Here is a 17,963-nt window from a genome sequence, read left to right as displayed (position 1 = left end):
TGTTTGTGGGGGCCTTCGATAGCCTCAGGATGACAGTTTGTGGCGTACCTACGGCACGCTAATTTACTCAGCTGTGGTTTCTACAAACATATTACTCCTACGGAGTATTGTTAATGGAAGAATATAGTTTCCGGATGCAAGAATATAATTTACAGATGTAAGAATATAACTTACGGATGCAAGAATATAGATTCCGGAAGCAAGAATATTGTTTGTGGATGTAAGAATACCATTTCCGGATGTAAGAATATCATTTCCGGATGTAAGAATATTAATTATGGATGGCAGAATATAGTATACGGATGCGAGAATATAACTTCAAGACGGGAGAATATGAAAGCATTGCATTAAAATAGGAATTTCTTTATTAAAAATCCTTCGAGAGCTTCAGGATGACAATGCTGGTATTACATTATTATAAAAACATCCTGCCGGAATATTCTGACAGGATGTGACACTAGAAAAATCAGACGGTGCAATAAACTATTGAAAGGTCTGTATATTATTTAGGTTCGGTAAACTTGATTGATGATACGTTGGCATACTCTGGTGAAGTCGCACCATAAAGGCCTTTGACGTATTTTTTGACATTTTGAGCGATGTCGTAAAGACCGGTGCCTTCTGTGTATAGAATCTGATTTCTTTCTATGAGTTTGACATTGAGTTCGGCTTCTGTCTGGTCTACGGGTTGGGTGGTGTTGACCAATGATTCGTGGTAGGTATTGAGATTGTCTAATTTCAAATCTTCTTCGTTGGGTTTGTAGTCCGGAATGGTTGTCAGCAGCTGCAAAAGAATCCCGAAATTTTCTGCCTGCTGGGTGTAAGATTGGCGGGAAGTGGAAATTGGGTTGTTGGTAGATGGTTGTCCGTTGTCGGGATTTTCTGCAGGTGTTGTAGGTTTCTTTTTTGTGCCCTGGATGGTGCGGTTCAGGGATTTTGCCTGGTCTATTGTTCCTTGCGGTAATCCCATAATGTCTAATAGATTGATGATCCTGGTGCAGGTTGGTTTCAGGTTTTCGAAAGCGGCTTTGCGAAGGGCAATGGCGTTTTTGTTGGCATTTCGTTTTTCTTCGACTTCGGGGAGTTTGGCTGCTGCTGTGGTGTAAAGTGCTCGAAGATTTGGGATGGTAAGGTTTTCTACCGGTGGATTGTAAAGGGTGTAAACGGTGACCTGCTCTATTAGTTTTTGCAGGTTGGCTACGTTTTTAGCGTGGCCTACTTCTGAGGTGCTGGACATTGTATTTGTGTTTTTAAAATTAGTGTTCCAAATATAAAAATTATTTTGAATGTGAGGAATTTTGGGATAAATTATTTTGTGGATTGGTGGTTGGGGTGAATGTGGAGAATGGGAAAACCCCGGCGTTGGGGCTGGGGTTTTTGGGTTTTATTAGGGATTGGGAGGCACGGATTGCAAATCCGCGCTGTCGGGTTTTTATAAGGAGCACGAGCGGGACGCTTGCGCTAGCGGGGGATTTAAATCCTTTACAAAATTTTAAATCCATATTTTTCTTCACGCTTCTTAAAGGCTTCTTTTCCACCTTCAACAATTTGAGTAATATGTTCTCTAATTCCCATTGATTTTAATAAGTCTTTTTCATCTTTATCTTTAGAAATGGGCTCAATATCTTCTAATGCACCACTTATGTAATCAAATAAATACGAACTCCCCAATTTATCATCATCACTTTGTCCCTTTTGATTTGCTATAATAATATTTTCAGCATCTGCATTGACTACTATATTTGCATTATGTGTTACCAAGATTATCTGACGCTCTTTTTTCTTTTCTTTCAAGTATTCAATAAGTTCATTAGTTACAGATCGATTATCTAAATTATCCTCTGGTTGATCAATTAATATAGGTCCTTTAACATCACTTAATTTTATCATAACTTTTAATAATACTAAACTTGCTTTTCCAGTAGACATATTGTGTATAGTATCACTTTTATATGTTATATCCCAATGATCAAAGAAAAATCGTTGTTCAAGAACTTTAGTAATTGCATATTGTTTTGAAATATCTTTTAAAAGCTTATAATCATTATTTTCAATGCTATCAAAAACGTTTTCCAAATCTGAAATATAATTTTCAAAGTCATAGTTAATAAGAGCTTTATTTTCTTCACTATAAATTTTAAAATTAGAATATGTTTTAGAATTTCCGTGACTTATACCTAAAATAGATTCTCTATATTTTGGAAAATTGAAATATATTTTGTCTTCTATTTTTAATTCAGTATCCTCTTCTTTAATTTCTCCAATGCGTGGTAAAAGATCTGCCAGTAAATTATCATATAGCTTTCTATTATCTCTTATATCTTTAAATATTTTATCTTTTCTATTTTTCGAGGTTTTATTAATATTTTCTATTTCTTTTTCAATCTGTTCAATTTCACTCAGTTTTATTTTTTCTTCTGAGATTGATTTTTGATAACCTGAGACCAACTTTTGATTTTCAAATAAATTTGTTAAGGGTGATAATTTTACTTTTAATTCACTAATTTTCTCATTAATTTCTTTAAATTTTAAACTAATAATATTATCATCTATAATTTGAAAGTTGTCATTTTCATCTTTTGTAACAAGATTCTTTACTTTATCATTTTCGTTTATTGCGTTATCAATAAAATTCAACTTTATTTCAAATTCTTTTTTGACTTCAAATAATTCAATATTATCCAACAATAAGTCTTTTTTTGCTTTTAGTTCGACTAAAATATTTCTTGAAGACTCAGTGAAATTATATAGTTTCTCTAAGTCGTTTGATAATGAGTTTTTATTTTTTTCTAATTCAGAATTTTCATTTGCAATAGTATTGTATTCTAAAGTTTGTTCAGGAGTTAATTCTTTATTAGTTTCAGTAATTTTTTTCTCTAAAGCTTCTATTGTTTTTTTTATATTCTCTTTATCTCCCTTTTGTTGTAACCCTTCGTTTTTCTTTTTTAGTTCTTCTTTATATGTGAAATACTCAGAAATATCATCTTCCCTTATTTTATCATTTTGTCTTAATTTATCTTTGAAATCTTCGTAAATTTTATTGTATTTTGGTTCTTCTAATATTAGATTTCTTATGTATTTTTTTAGTTCATTTGAATTTCTTTTACTTTTATCTACTAAATTAGATAAATGATTTTGCGGAATATATTTTATACTTGGTAAAATACTCGCTTGTTTATTTTCTCTTTTAATACTTTGATTTGTTCCTAAATATGTATCAATTGTGAAATCAAAATTAGAATCATCTAAAGAAAGATTATATAAATCTTTCTCCTTAAAATCATCATCAGCATCTTTATATTTTAACACAGAATCATTTTGATTTTCATAAAGTGTTTTAGCTATATTGAATAGTAAAATTGATTTACCTGAAGATTTTCCGCCAATAATCACATTGAGATTTTTACTAAAGTAAATCGGCTCAGGTGTAAACTTATCGTCAGACGGTAAGAAAGAAACCTTTTCAATCAATAAATTGTCTAATTTGTCTATTTCAGGTTTCTCTTTTTGAATCTGAACTCTCTCAATTGGTTCATGAATAATTTGTTTCAGACCTTCAAAAGTTGGTTGTGCTTTTATCCAAGTAAATTTCTTTCCGATTGTTTCTAAAGAATGTGCATCGCTGTTTTGTAATAGTGGTTTATTATAATTGAGCCAAAACTTTCTATCTTCTACAATATTATTTGGATTATCTGTGGAATGTATTAGTAAATCTGCATCCTTGACAACCCTTTCATAATTAGTACTTGTTCTAGCATTTCCTTTTCCTCTTGATAGGAAACCCACTAAAAAATTACCTTTCAATCCTATAGACTCTTCATTTAAGCAAATCAATAACTTATCAAAGTTTACAACCGCCCTCTTAAAATCATTAGTATCATTAATATCAATAAGCTTTTTCTCTGTACCGCCAACGTGAGCCGTCATATTACTAAGAAATTTATTAACTTGTTCTTGTGTAATAGTATTTGAAAAGATAACGTGTAAGTCGAGGCAGTCATCATCTTTATTTTGATAGTCTAATCTTAATTCTAAATTGAGAAAAACAACAATATTACTTTTCTCAAGAGTTTGTTTGAGCAAAAACTCTTTATTATCAAATTTAAAATAGTTAGTTAAGCCAATACAACAAAGTTCTTCACCAATAATTTTATTTACGAAATCATCGTCTGAACAAGTGTATTTGTTAAGAAATGTATATGGACTATGTAAATGTAAATCCCATTTTCTCCATTCGGAGCCTCTATTTATTTTCATTGTTATAAGTTTTTATAAATATATATTAATTTTTCACATATATTTATTGAATTTGTAAATATATTATCAATTCAAAAAAAAGATTACGGAAACCCGTAATCTTCAAATTATTTCCTAAACTTTTTCTTCCTCTTCCAAGGCGCAATCTTCCCCACATCGCCAGCCATAATACAACCGTAAGGCATCACTTCGTCCAGAACTTCGCAAAGTCCGTATTCCTCAATTTGTGCTCTTACGTTTTTGGCACTTTTGTAGGCGCTTGGGAGTTCGGAGATATCGATATCATTGGAGAAGAAACGGATGTCGAGACCTTGCGTTTCTTCGGCAAACACTTCGTCGATGGTTTTGTGGGCCAGCGATTTTTTGTGCTGTGTTCTGCTGAAATTTCTTCCGGCACCGTGTGGCGCAAAACCTAAATTTCTGCCGTTGGTTGTTCCCTGGACAATCAAAACAGGTTCCGCCATATTCAGAGGAATCAGCCTCGGACCTGTAATATCCGGCAAAAATTTGTCGTCCAGCGGTGTTGCGCCCTTCGCGTGGTAAAATAAATCACCATCTCTGAATACAAAATTATGTTCGTTCCAATATCGGTCTTGTTTTTCGATATTTAGTTTTTCTAATACCGTGTTGTGGATGGATTCGTGGTTTTCCTTCGTCCAGTTTCTGATGAGTTGCAACGCTTCCCAATAGGATTTTCCTTCTTCAGTTTCGTACGGGATCCACGCATTTTCCTTCAATGTTTCGGGCGAAATTTCCATTCGGAAGCGGTTGGCGATCTTCATCCCTTTGTCATACAGCATGGCGCCTGGCGCTCTTGAACCGTGGTGCGTGACCAGCATTGTGTTTCCTGTATTTTTTGAAATCCCGACGAACAAAAAGTGATTGCCGTCACCCTGCGTTCCCATATGCGAACGCGCAATGCTGATTAAACGCTCGTCATTCAGAAAGAAATTTTCTCTGAAAGCGTCCATCAATTCCTGAGACATCGGCATTTGCGAACCTCTGTCCCGACCGCCGTAACCGAAATGCGTGATGGAGTGGGCGGTATCCAAAACCGTTTTCGGATCTGCTTTTCCAAAATCTGTCAGCATCACGGAACAGCAGATATCTGCGGAATGGAATCCCGGATGGATCGCATTTTTCGCTACGACAACACCGCCAACCGGAATGTGACCTTCGGGACCTGTAGGGCAAGCGTCCGGCATAATGGCGCCGTTGACTAAAGTTGGCGTTTTCATCAAGACTTTCATCGTGTTGATGACTTTTTCAACGTTATCATTTTCGCTTTCGTTTTCTGCTTTGATGTTGATGATGAAATCTTTTGGCTCAGAGTGAAGTGGAATCGGATCGGGAGACCTGAATTGTTCCAGATATTCCAGCATTTCTGTTTCGTTCAATTGATTTTCATTGATATATTCTAGAGCTTCGGCAAACCATTTTTTTGGCGTGAATCCTAAAGCGATTAGTTCGTTTCCTGTAATTGTAGTCATTGTTTTATTTATTTGATGATGCAAAGTAATTGTGTTAGTGCGCAATGTTTTTGCGCAGATAAAATCATTTTGATTATTTTTGAGAAAATTTAATCGGAACTACAAAAGGCACAAAAGATAATTTAATAAAATCAATAGGGGCGGGCTTTAGCCCGTTTTCAATAAGAATGGTCAGAGTTGACTTTAGTCAAAATTGTAAGTTTCGGCTAAAGCCTTTTCATTCTGTAAACTTGTTCATCGGGCTAAAGCCCGACGCTATTGATAATAATTAATACTTTAGATTTAATCTTTAAAACTTTACAATAAAACTTTAAAATATGTTATTCGAACAATTAGAAAAATCACCTGAAAAAATTCAATTTAATGAGGTTATTGCATTTATAGATGAGCACTACGATTTTACGCCGACAAAATTTACGAATGGGAATACAGTCAACGAAGCTGGACAGAACAACGGTTCCTGCAAAGTTTTCAGTTTTGCGAAATTGAATGCGCTATCGAAAGAAGAGACTTTAGCATTATTCGGAGACTTTTACAGGACTGATGTTTTGCAAAATCCAGAAGGAAAAGATCATCAGAATATCAGGAACTTTATGGAATTTGGCTGGGACGGGATTTCGTTTGAAGGTGAAGCTTTGAAGAGGAAATGAACTTTATCGCAAAGGCATAAGTTTTTTGCCATCTAAATGCTTTAAGGCGCGAAGATTTTATCTTCGATAAATTTCTATTATTCTTACCAATGAAACCGAATTGACTTTGTGCCTTAAAATATTCGAACTAAATAAAATATTGTGCCTTTGCGTTAATTTAAAATTCAACAAATGTCATCGAACAAAAACGCCTTAATACGTTACAAAACTTTGGACAAATGTCTTAAGAATAAGTATAAAAAATACACTTTGGAAGATCTGATGGAAGAATGTTCCGAAGCGCTGTTTGAATTTGAAGGCAAAGAATCTTTTGTGAGCAAACGGACCGTACAGCTCGATCTGCAGAATATGCGAAGTGAGAAGTTCGGATACGAAGCGCCGATCGAGGTTTATGAAAGACGGTTTTACAGATACAGCGACCCGGATTACAGCATTCATCAGATTTCTGTGAATGAAAACGATCTGAAAGCGATGAATAATGCGGTTCAGATTTTGAAGCAGTTTAAAGATTTTTCGATGTTCAAAGATATGAATGGTGTGATCCAGAAGCTGGAAGATTCGATACAGTCAACTAATCAGAAATCAATCATTCATCTTGATAAAAATGAACGGCTGAAAGGTCTGGAACATATCGATACTCTTTACGAAAGTATACTTAACAAAAGGGTTTTGAATATAAAATATAAAAGCTTCAAAGCTCAGGAATCCAATCAATATATTGTACATCCACAATTACTCAAAGAATATAACAACCGATGGTTTCTGATCTGTTTCCATAAAACCAGCATTCTGACTCTCGCTTTGGATAGGATAGAGGAGATATTCACGGAGGAGAAAATTGAATTTATTGATAAAGAATTCAATTCTGATCGTTATTTTGGAGAAGTCATTGGTGTGACAGTTTCGGAAACGCAGCGTCCGCAGAATGTGATCTTCAAAGTAGTGACAAAGCATGCCCCTTATGTAAAAACCAAACCTTTTCATCATTCTCAGGAGATCATGGAAGAAGATGAAATGGGAACTACTTTTAAGATCTGTGTTCAGCTTAATTTTGAACTGGAAAGAATGATCCTTGGACTCGGGGAATTTATTACCGTTTTAGCACCACGAAAGCTGAAACAGAGAATCCATAGAAGCCTGAAAGAAGCTTTCAAAAATTATGAAAATGAAAATCAATAATGGCGCACTTCTTGCAATTTTGACGAAAATTTAAAATTATGAATCCAAGATTGATCAGAACAGTATTGACATGGGCTGCACCTTTTATCATTGGTTTTGTCGTGAAGAAATTCGAAGAAAGACAAGCCAGAAAATCAGAGGAAAAAGCAGTTGTCAAAGCATAAAAGAGCCACCGGAAAGGTGGCTTTTTTGTTGGTAAATCTATTTTGGCGCAGCATTTGAATTTGTTCAGAAAATATTTACACTATGAAAAAATATATGAATTTCATTCCATTGTTTTTATTAGCAGGAATGTTGACAAGCTGCGAGGCAGTCGAAACCATTTTTAAAGCCGGTATGTGGTGGGGAATCATTGTCGTAGTTGGTATAGTCGCTTTGGTATTATGGTTATTATCAAGGGGTAAAAACTAAAAAAAGCGTCTCGAATTTTCGGGACGCTTTCTTTTTTATAGAATTTAATCTTAAAGATTATCAAGGACTTCTTTCAAATCATTATAACCTCCGCCGTTATAGACATCAGTTAATCCTTCTGATTTAAAATATTCTGCCGCTTTACCCGATCTGTTACCCGATCTGCAGAAGAAAATTTTCGTCCCGCTAAGGTTAATAACTTCTTGTTTTCTATCTTCCAATTCTCCTAAAGGGATATTCTGAGCTTCTTCAATATGTCCGTCCATTTCCAGTTCCAAAGGTTCACGAACATCAATCAGGTGATAATTTCCGGCTCTTAATACATCTTCTATTGCCATAATTTTGAATTTTTACATTTTAATGATAACAAAACTACAATATAAATCTTTAAAATATTGAAAACTTCACGTTAAAAAATATCAAATTTTAAAACATTAATTTTGCAAGATAAATGAGCATCAAGGAGAAATACAGCAATCTTATCAAATCCAAAGCTTTGGCTTTCGGGTTTCAGTCCTGCGGTATTTCCAAAGCTGATTTTTTAGAAGAGGAAGCGCCTCGTTTGGAACAGTGGCTCATGAACAATTTTCATGGCGAAATGCGTTATATGGAAAATCATTTCGATAAACGCCTGGATCCGAGATTATTGGTAGAAGGTTCTAAGTCAGTTATTTCCCTCAGCTATAATTATTTCCCGGAGGAACTTCAAACCAATCCAGACTTCAAACTTGCAAAATATGCTTACGGCGAAGATTATCACGATGTTATCAAAGATAAATTAAGAACTTTGGTTGCAGAACTTCAGGACGAAATAGGGGAGTTTGCTTTCCGGGTTTTTGTAGATTCGGCGCCGGTTTTAGAAAAAGCCTGGGCCAAAAAATCAGGAATCGGTTGGGTTGGGAAAAATTCAAATTTAATCACTAAGAAAAACGGCTCATTTTATTTTCTGGCTGAGATCATTTGTGACTTGGATTTGGTTGAGGATTTTGAAGTGACAGATCATTGCGGAAGCTGCACCAAATGCATCGATGCGTGTCCTACACAAGCTATTGTTTCAGATAAAATAATCGACGGAAGCAAATGTATTTCCTACGCAACCATAGAGTTGAAGGATCAGATCCCTGATTTCTTCAGGGACAAAATGGAAGACTGGATGTTCGGCTGCGACATTTGTCAGGATGTCTGTCCGTGGAACAGATTCTCGGCTCCGACTTTGGAAGAGAAATTCCGACCAAATTCTGAAATCAAAAATTTCACAAAACAAGAGTGGAAGGACATTACCCAGGAAATATTTTCTTCGGTTTTCAAAAAGTCGGCGGTGAAGAGAACGAAGTTTTCCGGGCTAAAACGGAACCTTGATTTCCTGTCAGAATAAACTAATTAAATTTATTTTCTTTTCTGAACTCTTTTTGGGGCAACTTTTACTCTGATTTTTTGTCTTTTGTTGGATTGTCGGTTTTTCGGCATACTTTGTTAGTTTTTCGCTATTAAATTTCAAAATAAAATTCTATAAAAACAAGAATTATTAAAAAAAATTAACATATTGAATTTGTATTAATTTTTTTATTAACTTTATATTTCGACGATTCAGGAAACCTAGAAGATGAAAAAAGCATTAATCCTAACCTTAAAAATAGTCGGCTTCATACTCGGAGCCGTTTTTTTGTACATCATTTTGGGAATTTTACTTCCTCTGATTCCTGTGAAAGCAGAGAAAACCGACGATCCGAAAGTTATCGAAACGTACATTCTCACAAATGGCGTTCATACAGATCTGGTGGTTCCTGTGAAAACAAAATTCATAGATTGGAGCACAAAACTGCCTTACAGCAATACCAAATCCAAGAAAGAAAACTACAAATTTGTCTCGTTTGGCTGGGGCGACAAGGGATTTTATCTTAATACACCAACCTGGGCAGACCTTAAATTCTCAACAGCTTTCAAAGCTGCATTATGGCTCAGCGAATCTGCAATGCACTGCACTTACTACAACGAATTAAGAGAAGGTGAAGACTGCAAAAAAATTATGCTAACAGAAAAACAGTATCAGGCTTTAATCAAATTTATTGATGATAAGTTTGATAAAGATTCAGCAGGAAATTACCAGTTTATAAAAACAAATGCCGTTTACGGAAACGACGATGCATTTTATGATGCAAAAGGTTCTTACAATTTCACTTACACCTGCAACACCTGGGCAAATGACGGGCTGAAAGTCGCCGGACAAAAAGCAGCACTTTGGACACCTACTGATTTTGGGATTTTCAGGCATTATAAATAAAAATGAAATCATTTTTTTACTTCTTTTTTTCGGTCTTAACTTTAGCTTGTCAAAAAGAAAATGGGGGAAAACCAATTTTTGGTTCAACCGATTCTGCAATAGTTTCCAAATCTAAAATTGACACTTTAAAAACTAATAAGAAAGCCGAAGAAGCATTAGGATTCTGTAAAGCACACAACTTCAATACAGATTTTTGCATTCTGATAGATATGAGTCTGCATTCTGGACTCAAACGTTTTTTCATTTATGATCTCAAAAAGAATGAAATTTCTAAAGAATATTTAGTTGGTCACGGTTGCGGAACTTCATCTTGGAGCGAGGATTCTACAAAAGATAATCCCACTTTTAGTAATGAAGATAACAGTCATCTTTCTTCTTTAGGGAAATATAAAATAGGAGCAAGAGGTTACAGCAATTGGGGCGTCCACGTCAAATATCTGATGCACGGATTAGAAGAAACCAATAACAACGCACTAAAAAGAATCATCGTTTTTCATTCTTGGGAGAAGATGAGTGATGATGAAGTTTTTCCAAAAGGCTCACCGGAAGGTTGGGGTTGTCCTACGGTTTCCAATAACGCTTTCAAAGAAATTGATCCATTATTGAAGAATTCTAAGAAGCCGGTTTTGATGTGGATTTATAATTGAGAAAAATGAAATATTTAAAAGAAAATATATTATTTTCCGGATTTAATAAGCCATTGTCCTATTTTGGTATAGGGAAAGCACCAGTTTGAAGAAACGAAAGATTTCTAACAAAAAAGATTGCCTTTCGACAATCTTTATGATTTATTTTTCAGCTTTTGGAAGCGGGTTTGCATTTCTGGCTTCTTCAAAAATACCTGGTTCTATGTGGCAATATCCGCCAGGATTTTTATCCAGATAATCCTGATGATAATCTTCTGCTTTATAAAAATTTTTCAGTTTAACCGTTTCTACAACTACTCGTTTTTGATAATTTTTTGCCAATCTTTTAACTTCAGCATTTACAATTGCTTCAGAAGCTTTATCAGTTGAGTAGATTCCGGTCCTGTAATTGTCTCCTATATCATTTCCCTGCTGGTCAAGAGTTGTAGGATCTATGGACTTAAAATAAATATCAATCAAGAGTTTCAGATCAACCTGATCGGCATCATATTTCACTTTTACGGCTTCCGCAAAACCTGTGGTGTGACTTACGACCTGCTCATAGGTTGGGTTTTTAATTTTTCCATTTGCATAACCAACTTCTGTAGCTACAACACCTCTTATTTGCTGAAAAAGATGTTCCGTTCCCCAGAAACATCCACCTGCAAAGTAGATTTCTTTGATGTTTTTACCTTTTAGATTCATCTGTTTTTGTTTTCCTACAATTTTATTATCTGATTTTTCTTTGCTACAACCAATCGTTGTTGTTGCAAAGACGCCAATTCCAAAGATAATAGCAGCGAGCGTCAAAATATTTTTCATTTTATTAAGATTATTTTTATCCATTAATTTTTAGATTAAATTCAATATAAGTTTACGTACAAATTTTAAGCTGCAATTTAATTAAAATCAAGTTTTTTCTGTTACAGTAATTTATTAAACTCCCACTGATTATATACGAAAAACAGATACAATTGGATTTTTATTGTTAATTCAGATTTTCTTAAATTCATTTATTTAAGACTCAATTAAATCTAAAAACAATATTTCACAATCACTGTAAAAATCATTAAATTTGCCAATTATCAAAAAAAGCTAAAAGCCAATTGCTTTCAGCCAAAAGCCCAAACTATGACTTCACAAGAAATAAGACAGCAATTTTTAGATTTTTTCAAAAGCAAAGAACATCTCATTGTTCCTTCTGCACCCATCGTTCTGAAAGATGATCCGACGCTGATGTTTTCCAACTCCGGGATGACGCAGTTCAAAGATTACTTTTTAGGCTACAAGGAACCGAAATCTTCCAGAATTGCCGATACTCAAAAATGTCTTAGAGTTTCCGGAAAGCACAACGATTTGGATGATGTTGGTCGTGACACCTACCATCACACGATGTTTGAGATGCTTGGGAATTGGTCTTTTGGCGATTACTTCAAAAAAGAAGCAATTACTTGGGCTTGGGAATTATTGACGGATGTTTATAAAATCCCAAAAGAAAACCTTTATGTTACTATTTTCGAAGGTGACGAAAAAGAGAACTTGGAACGTGATACTGAAGCTTACGACCTGTGGAAACAATTTATTTCAGAAGACCGAATTATCAACGGAAATAAAAAGGATAATTTCTGGGAAATGGGAGCGAGTGGACCTTGCGGACCTTGTTCCGAAATCCACGTGGATCTTAGAACTGCAGAAGAAAAAGCAAAAGTTTCAGGACTTGAATTGGTCAATAACGACCATCCTCAGGTTGTGGAAATCTGGAATCTTGTTTTTATGCAATTCAACAGAAAAGCAGACGGAAGTCTGGAAAATCTTCCTGCAAAACACATCGATACAGGAATGGGATTTGAGCGCCTTTGTATGGCACTTCAACAGAAAGAATCCAATTATGACACCGACGTTTTCACACCTTTGATTGCCAAGGTTGAAGAACTTTCGGGGAAAAAATATACAGGAATTTTAACGGACGAAAAAGACATCGCAATTCGTGTTGTCGTGGATCACATCCGTGCAGTTTCGTTTGCGATTGCTGACGGACAATTGCCTTCCAATGGTGGCGCAGGTTATGTAATCAGAAGAATTCTGAGAAGAGGAATTTCTTATGCTTACCGTTTTTTGGACAGAAAAGAACCTTTTCTTTTCGAATTGATTGCCGTACTTCAGGATCAAATGGGAAAATTCTTCCCAGAATTGGAGAAGCAAGGAAATTTGGTTACAGAAGTGATCAAAAGTGAAGAGGAATCTTTCCTTAAAACAATTGAAAACGGTTTAATTAGAGTTGAAAAATTAATTCAGCAGACTATTTCTGAAGGTATAAAAGTTTTGCCAAGCGAAGAGGTTTTTGAATTGTATGATACTTATGGTTTCCCTGATGATTTGACAAGAATTATTGCGGAGGAAAAAGGATTGACAATCGACGAAGCTGGTTTCGAAGCAGAAATGGCGAAACAGAAACAACGTTCCAAAAAAGATTCTGCAGCGAAAGTTTATGACTGGGTTGTTTTGGAAGAAAAACCTGAAACTTTCGTTGGTTACGACGTTTTGGAATCTGAAACTTACATTACAAGATACAGAAAAATAGAAAATAAAGACGGGGAATTTTATCAAATTGTTTTGAGCGAATCGCCATTCTATCCGGAAGGCGGTGGACAAGTTGGCGACAAAGGAATTCTAGAAAATGCCACCGAAAGCTTCGAAGTTCTTGAAACTAAAAAAGAAAATGGATTGATCGTCTCTTTGATTAATGATCTTCCGAAAGATGCAGGCGCACTTTTCTACGCAAAAGTAAATGTTGCTGACAGAAAGAATTCTCAGGCGAATCACTCTGCTACGCATTTACTTCACGAAGCTTTGAGAGAAGTTCTAGGAACACACGTGGAACAAAAAGGTTCTTATGTTGGTCCGGATTATTTAAGATTCGATTTTTCACATTTCAGTAAAATGACTGAAGAAGAATTGGCTTTGGTGGAGGAAAAAGTGAATGCTAAAATTAAAGATAATTTAGTATTGCAAGAATTCAGAAATATTCCGATTCAGGAAGCTTTGGACAAAGGCGCAATGGCACTTTTCGGTGAAAAATATGGCGATAATGTGAGAATGATCCAATTCGGAAGTTCAAAAGAATTATGTGGCGGAACGCACGTTAAAACTACGAGCGAAATTGGACATTTTAAACTAACTTCAGAAAGTTCAACGGCCGCTGGAATCCGAAGAATTGAAGCCATTTCCGGAGAAAAATCGGAAGAATATTTCAAGAATCTTGAAACTCAGGTTTCGGAGATTTCGCAATTATTAAAATCAAAAGATCTAATTAAATCAATTGAAAAATTGTTGGAAGAGAATTCAGCGTTAAAATCTGAGGTCGATTCATTCAAAAAAGAAAAAGCAAAAGGCGAGATCCAAAACTGGAAAAATGATTTCGAAGATAAAAACGGCAAGAAACTTTTGGTTAAGAAAACTTCTCTGGACGCAGGTTCTGTAAAAGACATCGTTTTCCAACTGAAAAAAGAAATACCAAATTCTGTCATCATCATTATTTCTGACGCTGGGGAAAAACCAATGGTTACTGTTGGCGTCTCTACAGATTTGGAATCAACTTATCACGCTGGAAATATCGTGAAAGAATTGGCGAAAGAGATCCAAGGTGGTGGTGGCGGAAATCCCGGTTTTGCAACCGCAGGCGGAAAGAATCTTGCCGGGATTGAGATTGCTTATCAGAAAGCTTTAGAGATTTAATTTTTAAAATTAACAAAAGATGAAAGCCTTCTTTTTCTTTATTGTCTTAATCTCAATTAATTTGACTGCGCAGAGTCATCTATATTATCTCAACAGTCATAATAATCATTATAAAGGAATAAAGCTGACGAAGGATCAAAAAATAAAATTTAGAATGATTGGAATAAATCATTGTGAGGCTTTTAATACTATTAAAAACAACCACGAAAATAAAGTTAGCAGACTTAAGATAAGAAATTCTGAAGAACATTATAATCTTAACCGGCTTTACTATTTAAAAACAGATAGTTTAGAATCAGCCTTTGAGAATGAAATTGCTGAATATCTTAATGATGATCAAAGAAAATCTTATTTGCAAAAGTTAGAAAAAAACAGAAAAGATAAAGAGAATACGACTGATTACAGATTTTAAAATATAAAGAAAACTCCCTGAATTGGGAGTTTTTTAGTTTTAGTATAAGTGAATTTTTAAAATTATTTCCCAAAGTTCTTAGGCGAATAGAAATATAAAAATTCCTTTTTAGCTGTTGCAAAATCACTCCAATTTTCACAATCGATCTGATAGCCGACAACGCCCGAAGTTGGAAGATTTACAATTTCATCCGTCAAAGAATTGGCAAAATTGGAAATACCGTTGTTATGTGAAAATAACGCAACCGAATTAACACTGCTGTCCAAACCGAAAATCAGATTCTCAAAATTAGTTTCTCTCGGGTTATATAAGGTGGCATCCGTAGAATAGGATTTTTGATAAACCTCCGAAAACAACTCACAAGTTTGCAAAGCCCGCTTGGCCGGACTGGAAATAAAAGTATCGATACTGATAGATTTTTCTTTAAGTAAATGAGCCATTTTTGGTGCATTTATCATTCCCACTTCATTTAGGGGACGGTCAAAATCTTCGACATCTACAGGCCAATCGCTCTTGGCATGTCTCACGAGTAAAAGTGTCTTCATTAATAAATGATTAATAATAAATTAAAATTAGTAAAAAAATATCACTTGATCACTTTTCCAAAATTAATTTTATCTGTCACTTCTCATAGGCGCTCATAGAAAAAGGGGCATCGGAGTCTTCGGTTCCTCTTTTCATATTTGGTTCATCAGTCATATCGAATTTTAATTTTGCGCCTTTTAACAATTCAAAATGATCTATCCAGTTTTTCGAATGGTACTTTCCATTAACCTTCAGACGGTCGATATAAATGTTTTTATCTGAATTTTTAGAAGCATCGATTAAGATCGAATTATTATTTTCTAAATTAATTTTGATCGATTTGAAAAGTGGTGCACCTAAAACATATTGTGTACTGGCAGGTGTTACAGGATAAAAACCTAAAGCTGAGAAAACGTACCAGGCCGAAGTCTGTCCGTTATCCTCATCACCGCAATAGCCGTCCGGCGTTGGTTTATATAATTTATCCATTGCCTGTCTCACCCAATATTGTGATTTCCAGGGTTGACCGGCATAATTGTACAAGTAAAGCATATGCTGAATCGGCTGATTTCCGTGGGCATATTGTCCCATCCCGACGATCTGCATCTCGCGCATCTCGTGGATCACTTCTTTGTAATAATTAGTATTGAAGGTTGGAGGCATCACAAAAACCGAATCCAGCATTTTTGCAAAATTCTGTTTTCCACCCATTAATTCCTTAAGTCCGTTGATATCCTGAAAAACGCTCCAGGTGTAATGCCAGCTGTTACCTTCTGTGAAAGCATTTCCCCATTCAAAAGGGTCAAAGTTATCCTGAAATTCGCCATTTTTCTTTTTGCCACGCATTAGATTATACTTGGGATCAAAAAGCTTTTTATAGTTCATCGCTCTTTCTTTATAAGGTTGAAGTTCGATTTCAGATTTTTTAAGCGCTTTTCCGAATTCATAGATCGCATAATCATCGTAAGCATATTCCAAAGTTCTGGCGGCGCTTTCATCAATTCCCGTATCTGTCGGGACATAACCGATTTTATTATAATCATCAACACCTTTTCTTCCAACAGCACTTATCGGACCTTCGTTATTGGCGCCATGTTTCAAAGCTTCCCATAGAATTTCCGCATCATAACCACGCAGACCTTTGATGTAGGCCTCAGACACACTGATGCCGAATTATTACCAATCATAATATCTGCATATCCCGGGCTGCTCCATTCGGGAAGAAATCCGCCTTCCTGGTAAGCGGAGATCAAACCTTTCTGCATTTCCACATTGATGGAAGGATAAACCAAATTGAGAAGCGGGTAGAGCGCACGAAAGGTATCCCAAAATCCCGTTCCTCCAAATAAATATCCGGGCATCACTTTCCCATTGTAAGGACTGTAATGCTGAATATCCCCGTTTTTATCTTTCTCATAAAGCTTTTGCGGAAACAGGACACTGCGATACAGACAACTGTAAAAAGTCCTGGCTTGGTCAATCGTTTCACCCTTGATCTGGATTTTGTTTAAAGTTTGATTCCAGATTTCCTTTGCTTCGGATTTTACCTGATTGAAACTTTTTTCTTTGACTTCGTTCAGATTAAGTTCCGCTTGTTCCTGGCTGATGAAAGAAGACGCCACTTTCAATGTGATCTGTTCTCCTTTTTTTAAGTGGGGAAATTTGACCAATGCGCCGGCGTGATCGGCTTTGACTTCAATATTTGCAGTTAAAATCTCTTTATCATTCCAGACATTTTGAGAAACAAAATCTTTATCAAATTGAAGAACAAAGTAGTTTTTAAAATTCTCCATTTTGCCCCTGGCATATCTTGTAGAATAACCAATAATTTTTCTTTCAGAAGGGATGATTTTCACATAAGAGCCTTTATCAAAAGCATCCAGAAGAATCTGGGCTTGATTGGTTTCCGGAAAAGTAATACGCATGACAGCAGCCCGTTCGGTAGGCGCAATCTCTGTCCAGACATCATAATCTGCCAGATAAACCTTGTAAAAGTAAGGCGTCACTTCTTCTGCTTTATGAGAAAACCAACTCGCTCTTTTTTCCTGATCTATTTCCGGTTTTCCAACCATTGGGAGAATTGAAAACTGTCCGTAATCGTTCATCCACGGCGACGGCTGATGCGTCTGTTTAAAACCCTGAATTTTGTTAGCGTCATAAGTATATTGCCAGCCGTTTCCGTTTTTTCCGGTTTGTGGCGTCCAGTAATTCATTCCCCAGGGCAAACCGATGATCGGGTAAGTGTTTCCATTCGATAATTCATAAGAAGACTGAGTTCCCATCAATGGATTGACGTAATCTACGGGACTTTTAATCCAATCATCGATTTCCTGAGAATTGACTCCAATAGAAATGACAGAGCAGAATAGAAATAGTTTTAAGCTTCTCATTCAGAAT

Annotated in this window: 16 protein-coding genes and 1 pseudogene; 10 read left to right on the top strand and 7 right to left on the bottom strand. The window is 35.5% G+C overall.

Annotation, left to right across the window (positions count from 1 at the left end):
- The first annotated feature begins 123 nt into the window (after positions 1-123).
- Positions 124-351 (top strand): hypothetical protein, encoded by a 228-nt coding sequence (locus tag ACFJGY_RS11955; RefSeq protein WP_379970177.1) that lies wholly within the window; start codon positions 124-126, stop codon positions 349-351.
- A 151-nt stretch (positions 352-502) separates the two neighbouring features.
- Here the strand turns inward: ACFJGY_RS11955 and ACFJGY_RS11950 are convergent, their stop codons facing one another.
- From ACFJGY_RS11950 to ACFJGY_RS11940, 3 genes are all read right to left on the bottom strand, one after another.
- Positions 503-1,237 carry a hypothetical protein gene (locus ACFJGY_RS11950; RefSeq protein ID WP_379964187.1) on the bottom strand — a complete coding sequence of 245 codons (735 nt, stop codon included), beginning with the start codon at positions 1,235-1,237 and terminating at the stop codon, positions 503-505.
- Between the two features lie 245 nt (positions 1,238-1,482).
- Positions 1,483-4,257 carry a TrlF family AAA-like ATPase gene (locus tag ACFJGY_RS11945; RefSeq protein ID WP_379964185.1) on the bottom strand — a complete coding sequence of 925 codons (2,775 nt, stop codon included), beginning with the start codon at positions 4,255-4,257 and terminating at the stop codon, positions 1,483-1,485.
- A gap of 107 nt (positions 4,258-4,364) precedes the next feature.
- Entirely contained in the window at positions 4,365-5,747 is a 1,383-nt protein-coding gene (locus ACFJGY_RS11940) for an RtcB family protein (protein WP_379964183.1), read from the bottom strand.
- A gap of 317 nt (positions 5,748-6,064) precedes the next feature.
- On the opposite strand from ACFJGY_RS11940, the gene ACFJGY_RS11935 reads away from it, so the two are divergent.
- From ACFJGY_RS11935 to ACFJGY_RS11920, 4 genes are all read left to right on the top strand, one after another.
- Positions 6,065-6,397, top strand: coding sequence for a HopJ type III effector protein (locus ACFJGY_RS11935; protein WP_379964181.1), 333 nt, complete (start codon positions 6,065-6,067; stop codon positions 6,395-6,397).
- Positions 6,398-6,568: 171 nt separating this feature from the next.
- Entirely contained in the window at positions 6,569-7,576 is a 1,008-nt protein-coding gene (locus ACFJGY_RS11930; RefSeq protein WP_379964179.1) for a helix-turn-helix transcriptional regulator, read from the top strand.
- A 38-nt stretch (positions 7,577-7,614) separates the two neighbouring features.
- Entirely contained in the window at positions 7,615-7,740 is a 126-nt protein-coding gene (locus tag ACFJGY_RS11925) for a hypothetical protein (protein ID WP_379964178.1), read from the top strand.
- A 94-nt stretch (positions 7,741-7,834) separates the two neighbouring features.
- Entirely contained in the window at positions 7,835-7,987 is a 153-nt protein-coding gene (locus ACFJGY_RS11920; RefSeq protein WP_379964176.1) for a phosphatidate cytidylyltransferase, read from the top strand.
- Positions 7,988-8,037: 50 nt separating this feature from the next.
- Here ACFJGY_RS11920 and ACFJGY_RS11915 read toward each other — a convergent pair whose 3' ends face one another.
- Positions 8,038-8,325 (bottom strand): rhodanese-like domain-containing protein, encoded by a 288-nt coding sequence (locus ACFJGY_RS11915; protein ID WP_379964174.1) that lies wholly within the window; start codon positions 8,323-8,325, stop codon positions 8,038-8,040.
- A 113-nt stretch (positions 8,326-8,438) separates the two neighbouring features.
- Between ACFJGY_RS11915 and queG the strand changes: the two genes are divergently transcribed.
- The 3 genes from queG to ACFJGY_RS11900 all read left to right on the top strand — a co-directional run bounded on the left by queG (position 8,439) and on the right by ACFJGY_RS11900 (position 10,915).
- A complete protein-coding gene (queG, locus tag ACFJGY_RS11910) occupies positions 8,439-9,362 on the top strand; it encodes a tRNA epoxyqueuosine(34) reductase QueG (RefSeq protein WP_379964172.1) in 924 nt (307 codons plus the stop codon).
- 228 nt (positions 9,363-9,590) lie between these two features.
- The gene (locus tag ACFJGY_RS11905; RefSeq protein ID WP_379964170.1) at positions 9,591-10,268 is read left to right on the top strand and encodes a TIGR02117 family protein; all 678 of its coding nucleotides are present in this window, start codon (positions 9,591-9,593) and stop codon (positions 10,266-10,268) included.
- Positions 10,269-10,270: 2 nt separating this feature from the next.
- Positions 10,271-10,915 carry a murein L,D-transpeptidase catalytic domain-containing protein gene (locus ACFJGY_RS11900; RefSeq protein ID WP_379964169.1) on the top strand — a complete coding sequence of 215 codons (645 nt, stop codon included), beginning with the start codon at positions 10,271-10,273 and terminating at the stop codon, positions 10,913-10,915.
- 141 nt (positions 10,916-11,056) lie between these two features.
- Here the strand turns inward: ACFJGY_RS11900 and msrA are convergent, their stop codons facing one another.
- The gene (gene msrA / locus ACFJGY_RS11895; protein ID WP_379964167.1) at positions 11,057-11,740 is read right to left on the bottom strand and encodes a peptide-methionine (S)-S-oxide reductase MsrA; all 684 of its coding nucleotides are present in this window, start codon (positions 11,738-11,740) and stop codon (positions 11,057-11,059) included.
- 285 nt (positions 11,741-12,025) lie between these two features.
- Here msrA and alaS point away from each other — a divergent pair, with 285 nt between their 5' ends.
- Both alaS and ACFJGY_RS11885 read left to right on the top strand, forming a co-directional pair.
- A complete protein-coding gene (alaS, locus tag ACFJGY_RS11890; RefSeq protein ID WP_379964165.1) occupies positions 12,026-14,629 on the top strand; it encodes an alanine--tRNA ligase in 2,604 nt (867 codons plus the stop codon).
- Between the two features lie 19 nt (positions 14,630-14,648).
- Entirely contained in the window at positions 14,649-15,041 is a 393-nt protein-coding gene (locus tag ACFJGY_RS11885) for a hypothetical protein (RefSeq protein ID WP_379964163.1), read from the top strand.
- Positions 15,042-15,103: 62 nt separating this feature from the next.
- On the opposite strand, the gene ACFJGY_RS11880 is transcribed toward ACFJGY_RS11885, so the two are convergent.
- The gene (locus ACFJGY_RS11880) at positions 15,104-15,586 is read right to left on the bottom strand and encodes a SixA phosphatase family protein (protein ID WP_379964161.1); all 483 of its coding nucleotides are present in this window, start codon (positions 15,584-15,586) and stop codon (positions 15,104-15,106) included.
- Between the two features lie 76 nt (positions 15,587-15,662).
- Positions 15,663-17,956 (bottom strand): annotated as a pseudogene (locus ACFJGY_RS11875) (GH92 family glycosyl hydrolase).
- Between the last annotated feature and the right edge of the window lie 7 nt (positions 17,957-17,963).

The organism is Epilithonimonas sp. UC225_85, from assembly GCF_042695135.1.
Taxonomy (GTDB): domain Bacteria; phylum Bacteroidota; class Bacteroidia; order Flavobacteriales; family Weeksellaceae; genus Epilithonimonas.
Note: the sequence above shows the minus strand (reverse complement) of the source record. Positions and strands in the feature narration are given on the sequence as shown.

What these genes read in the sequence shown, in the direction of transcription:
- ACFJGY_RS11880 (WP_379964161.1), bottom strand. Translation starts at nt 15,586, where the DNA reads ATGAAGACACTTTTACTCGTGAGACATGCCAAGAGCGATTGGCCTGTA.
- ACFJGY_RS11950 (WP_379964187.1), bottom strand. Translation starts at nt 1,237, where the DNA reads ATGTCCAGCACCTCAGAAGTAGGCCACGCTAAAAACGTAGCCAACCTG.
- ACFJGY_RS11930 (WP_379964179.1), top strand. Translation starts at nt 6,569, where the DNA reads ATGTCATCGAACAAAAACGCCTTAATACGTTACAAAACTTTGGACAAA.
- ACFJGY_RS11925 (WP_379964178.1), top strand. Translation starts at nt 7,615, where the DNA reads ATGAATCCAAGATTGATCAGAACAGTATTGACATGGGCTGCACCTTTT.
- ACFJGY_RS11935 (WP_379964181.1), top strand. Translation starts at nt 6,065, where the DNA reads ATGTTATTCGAACAATTAGAAAAATCACCTGAAAAAATTCAATTTAAT.
- ACFJGY_RS11905 (WP_379964170.1), top strand. Translation starts at nt 9,591, where the DNA reads ATGAAAAAAGCATTAATCCTAACCTTAAAAATAGTCGGCTTCATACTC.
- alaS (WP_379964165.1), top strand. Translation starts at nt 12,026, where the DNA reads ATGACTTCACAAGAAATAAGACAGCAATTTTTAGATTTTTTCAAAAGC.
- ACFJGY_RS11915 (WP_379964174.1), bottom strand. Translation starts at nt 8,325, where the DNA reads ATGGCAATAGAAGATGTATTAAGAGCCGGAAATTATCACCTGATTGAT.
- queG (WP_379964172.1), top strand. Translation starts at nt 8,439, where the DNA reads ATGAGCATCAAGGAGAAATACAGCAATCTTATCAAATCCAAAGCTTTG.
- ACFJGY_RS11945 (WP_379964185.1), bottom strand. Translation starts at nt 4,257, where the DNA reads ATGAAAATAAATAGAGGCTCCGAATGGAGAAAATGGGATTTACATTTA.
- ACFJGY_RS11920 (WP_379964176.1), top strand. Translation starts at nt 7,835, where the DNA reads ATGAATTTCATTCCATTGTTTTTATTAGCAGGAATGTTGACAAGCTGC.
- msrA (WP_379964167.1), bottom strand. Translation starts at nt 11,740, where the DNA reads ATGGATAAAAATAATCTTAATAAAATGAAAAATATTTTGACGCTCGCT.
- ACFJGY_RS11940 (WP_379964183.1), bottom strand. Translation starts at nt 5,747, where the DNA reads ATGACTACAATTACAGGAAACGAACTAATCGCTTTAGGATTCACGCCA.
- ACFJGY_RS11885 (WP_379964163.1), top strand. Translation starts at nt 14,649, where the DNA reads ATGAAAGCCTTCTTTTTCTTTATTGTCTTAATCTCAATTAATTTGACT.
- ACFJGY_RS11900 (WP_379964169.1), top strand. Translation starts at nt 10,271, where the DNA reads ATGAAATCATTTTTTTACTTCTTTTTTTCGGTCTTAACTTTAGCTTGT.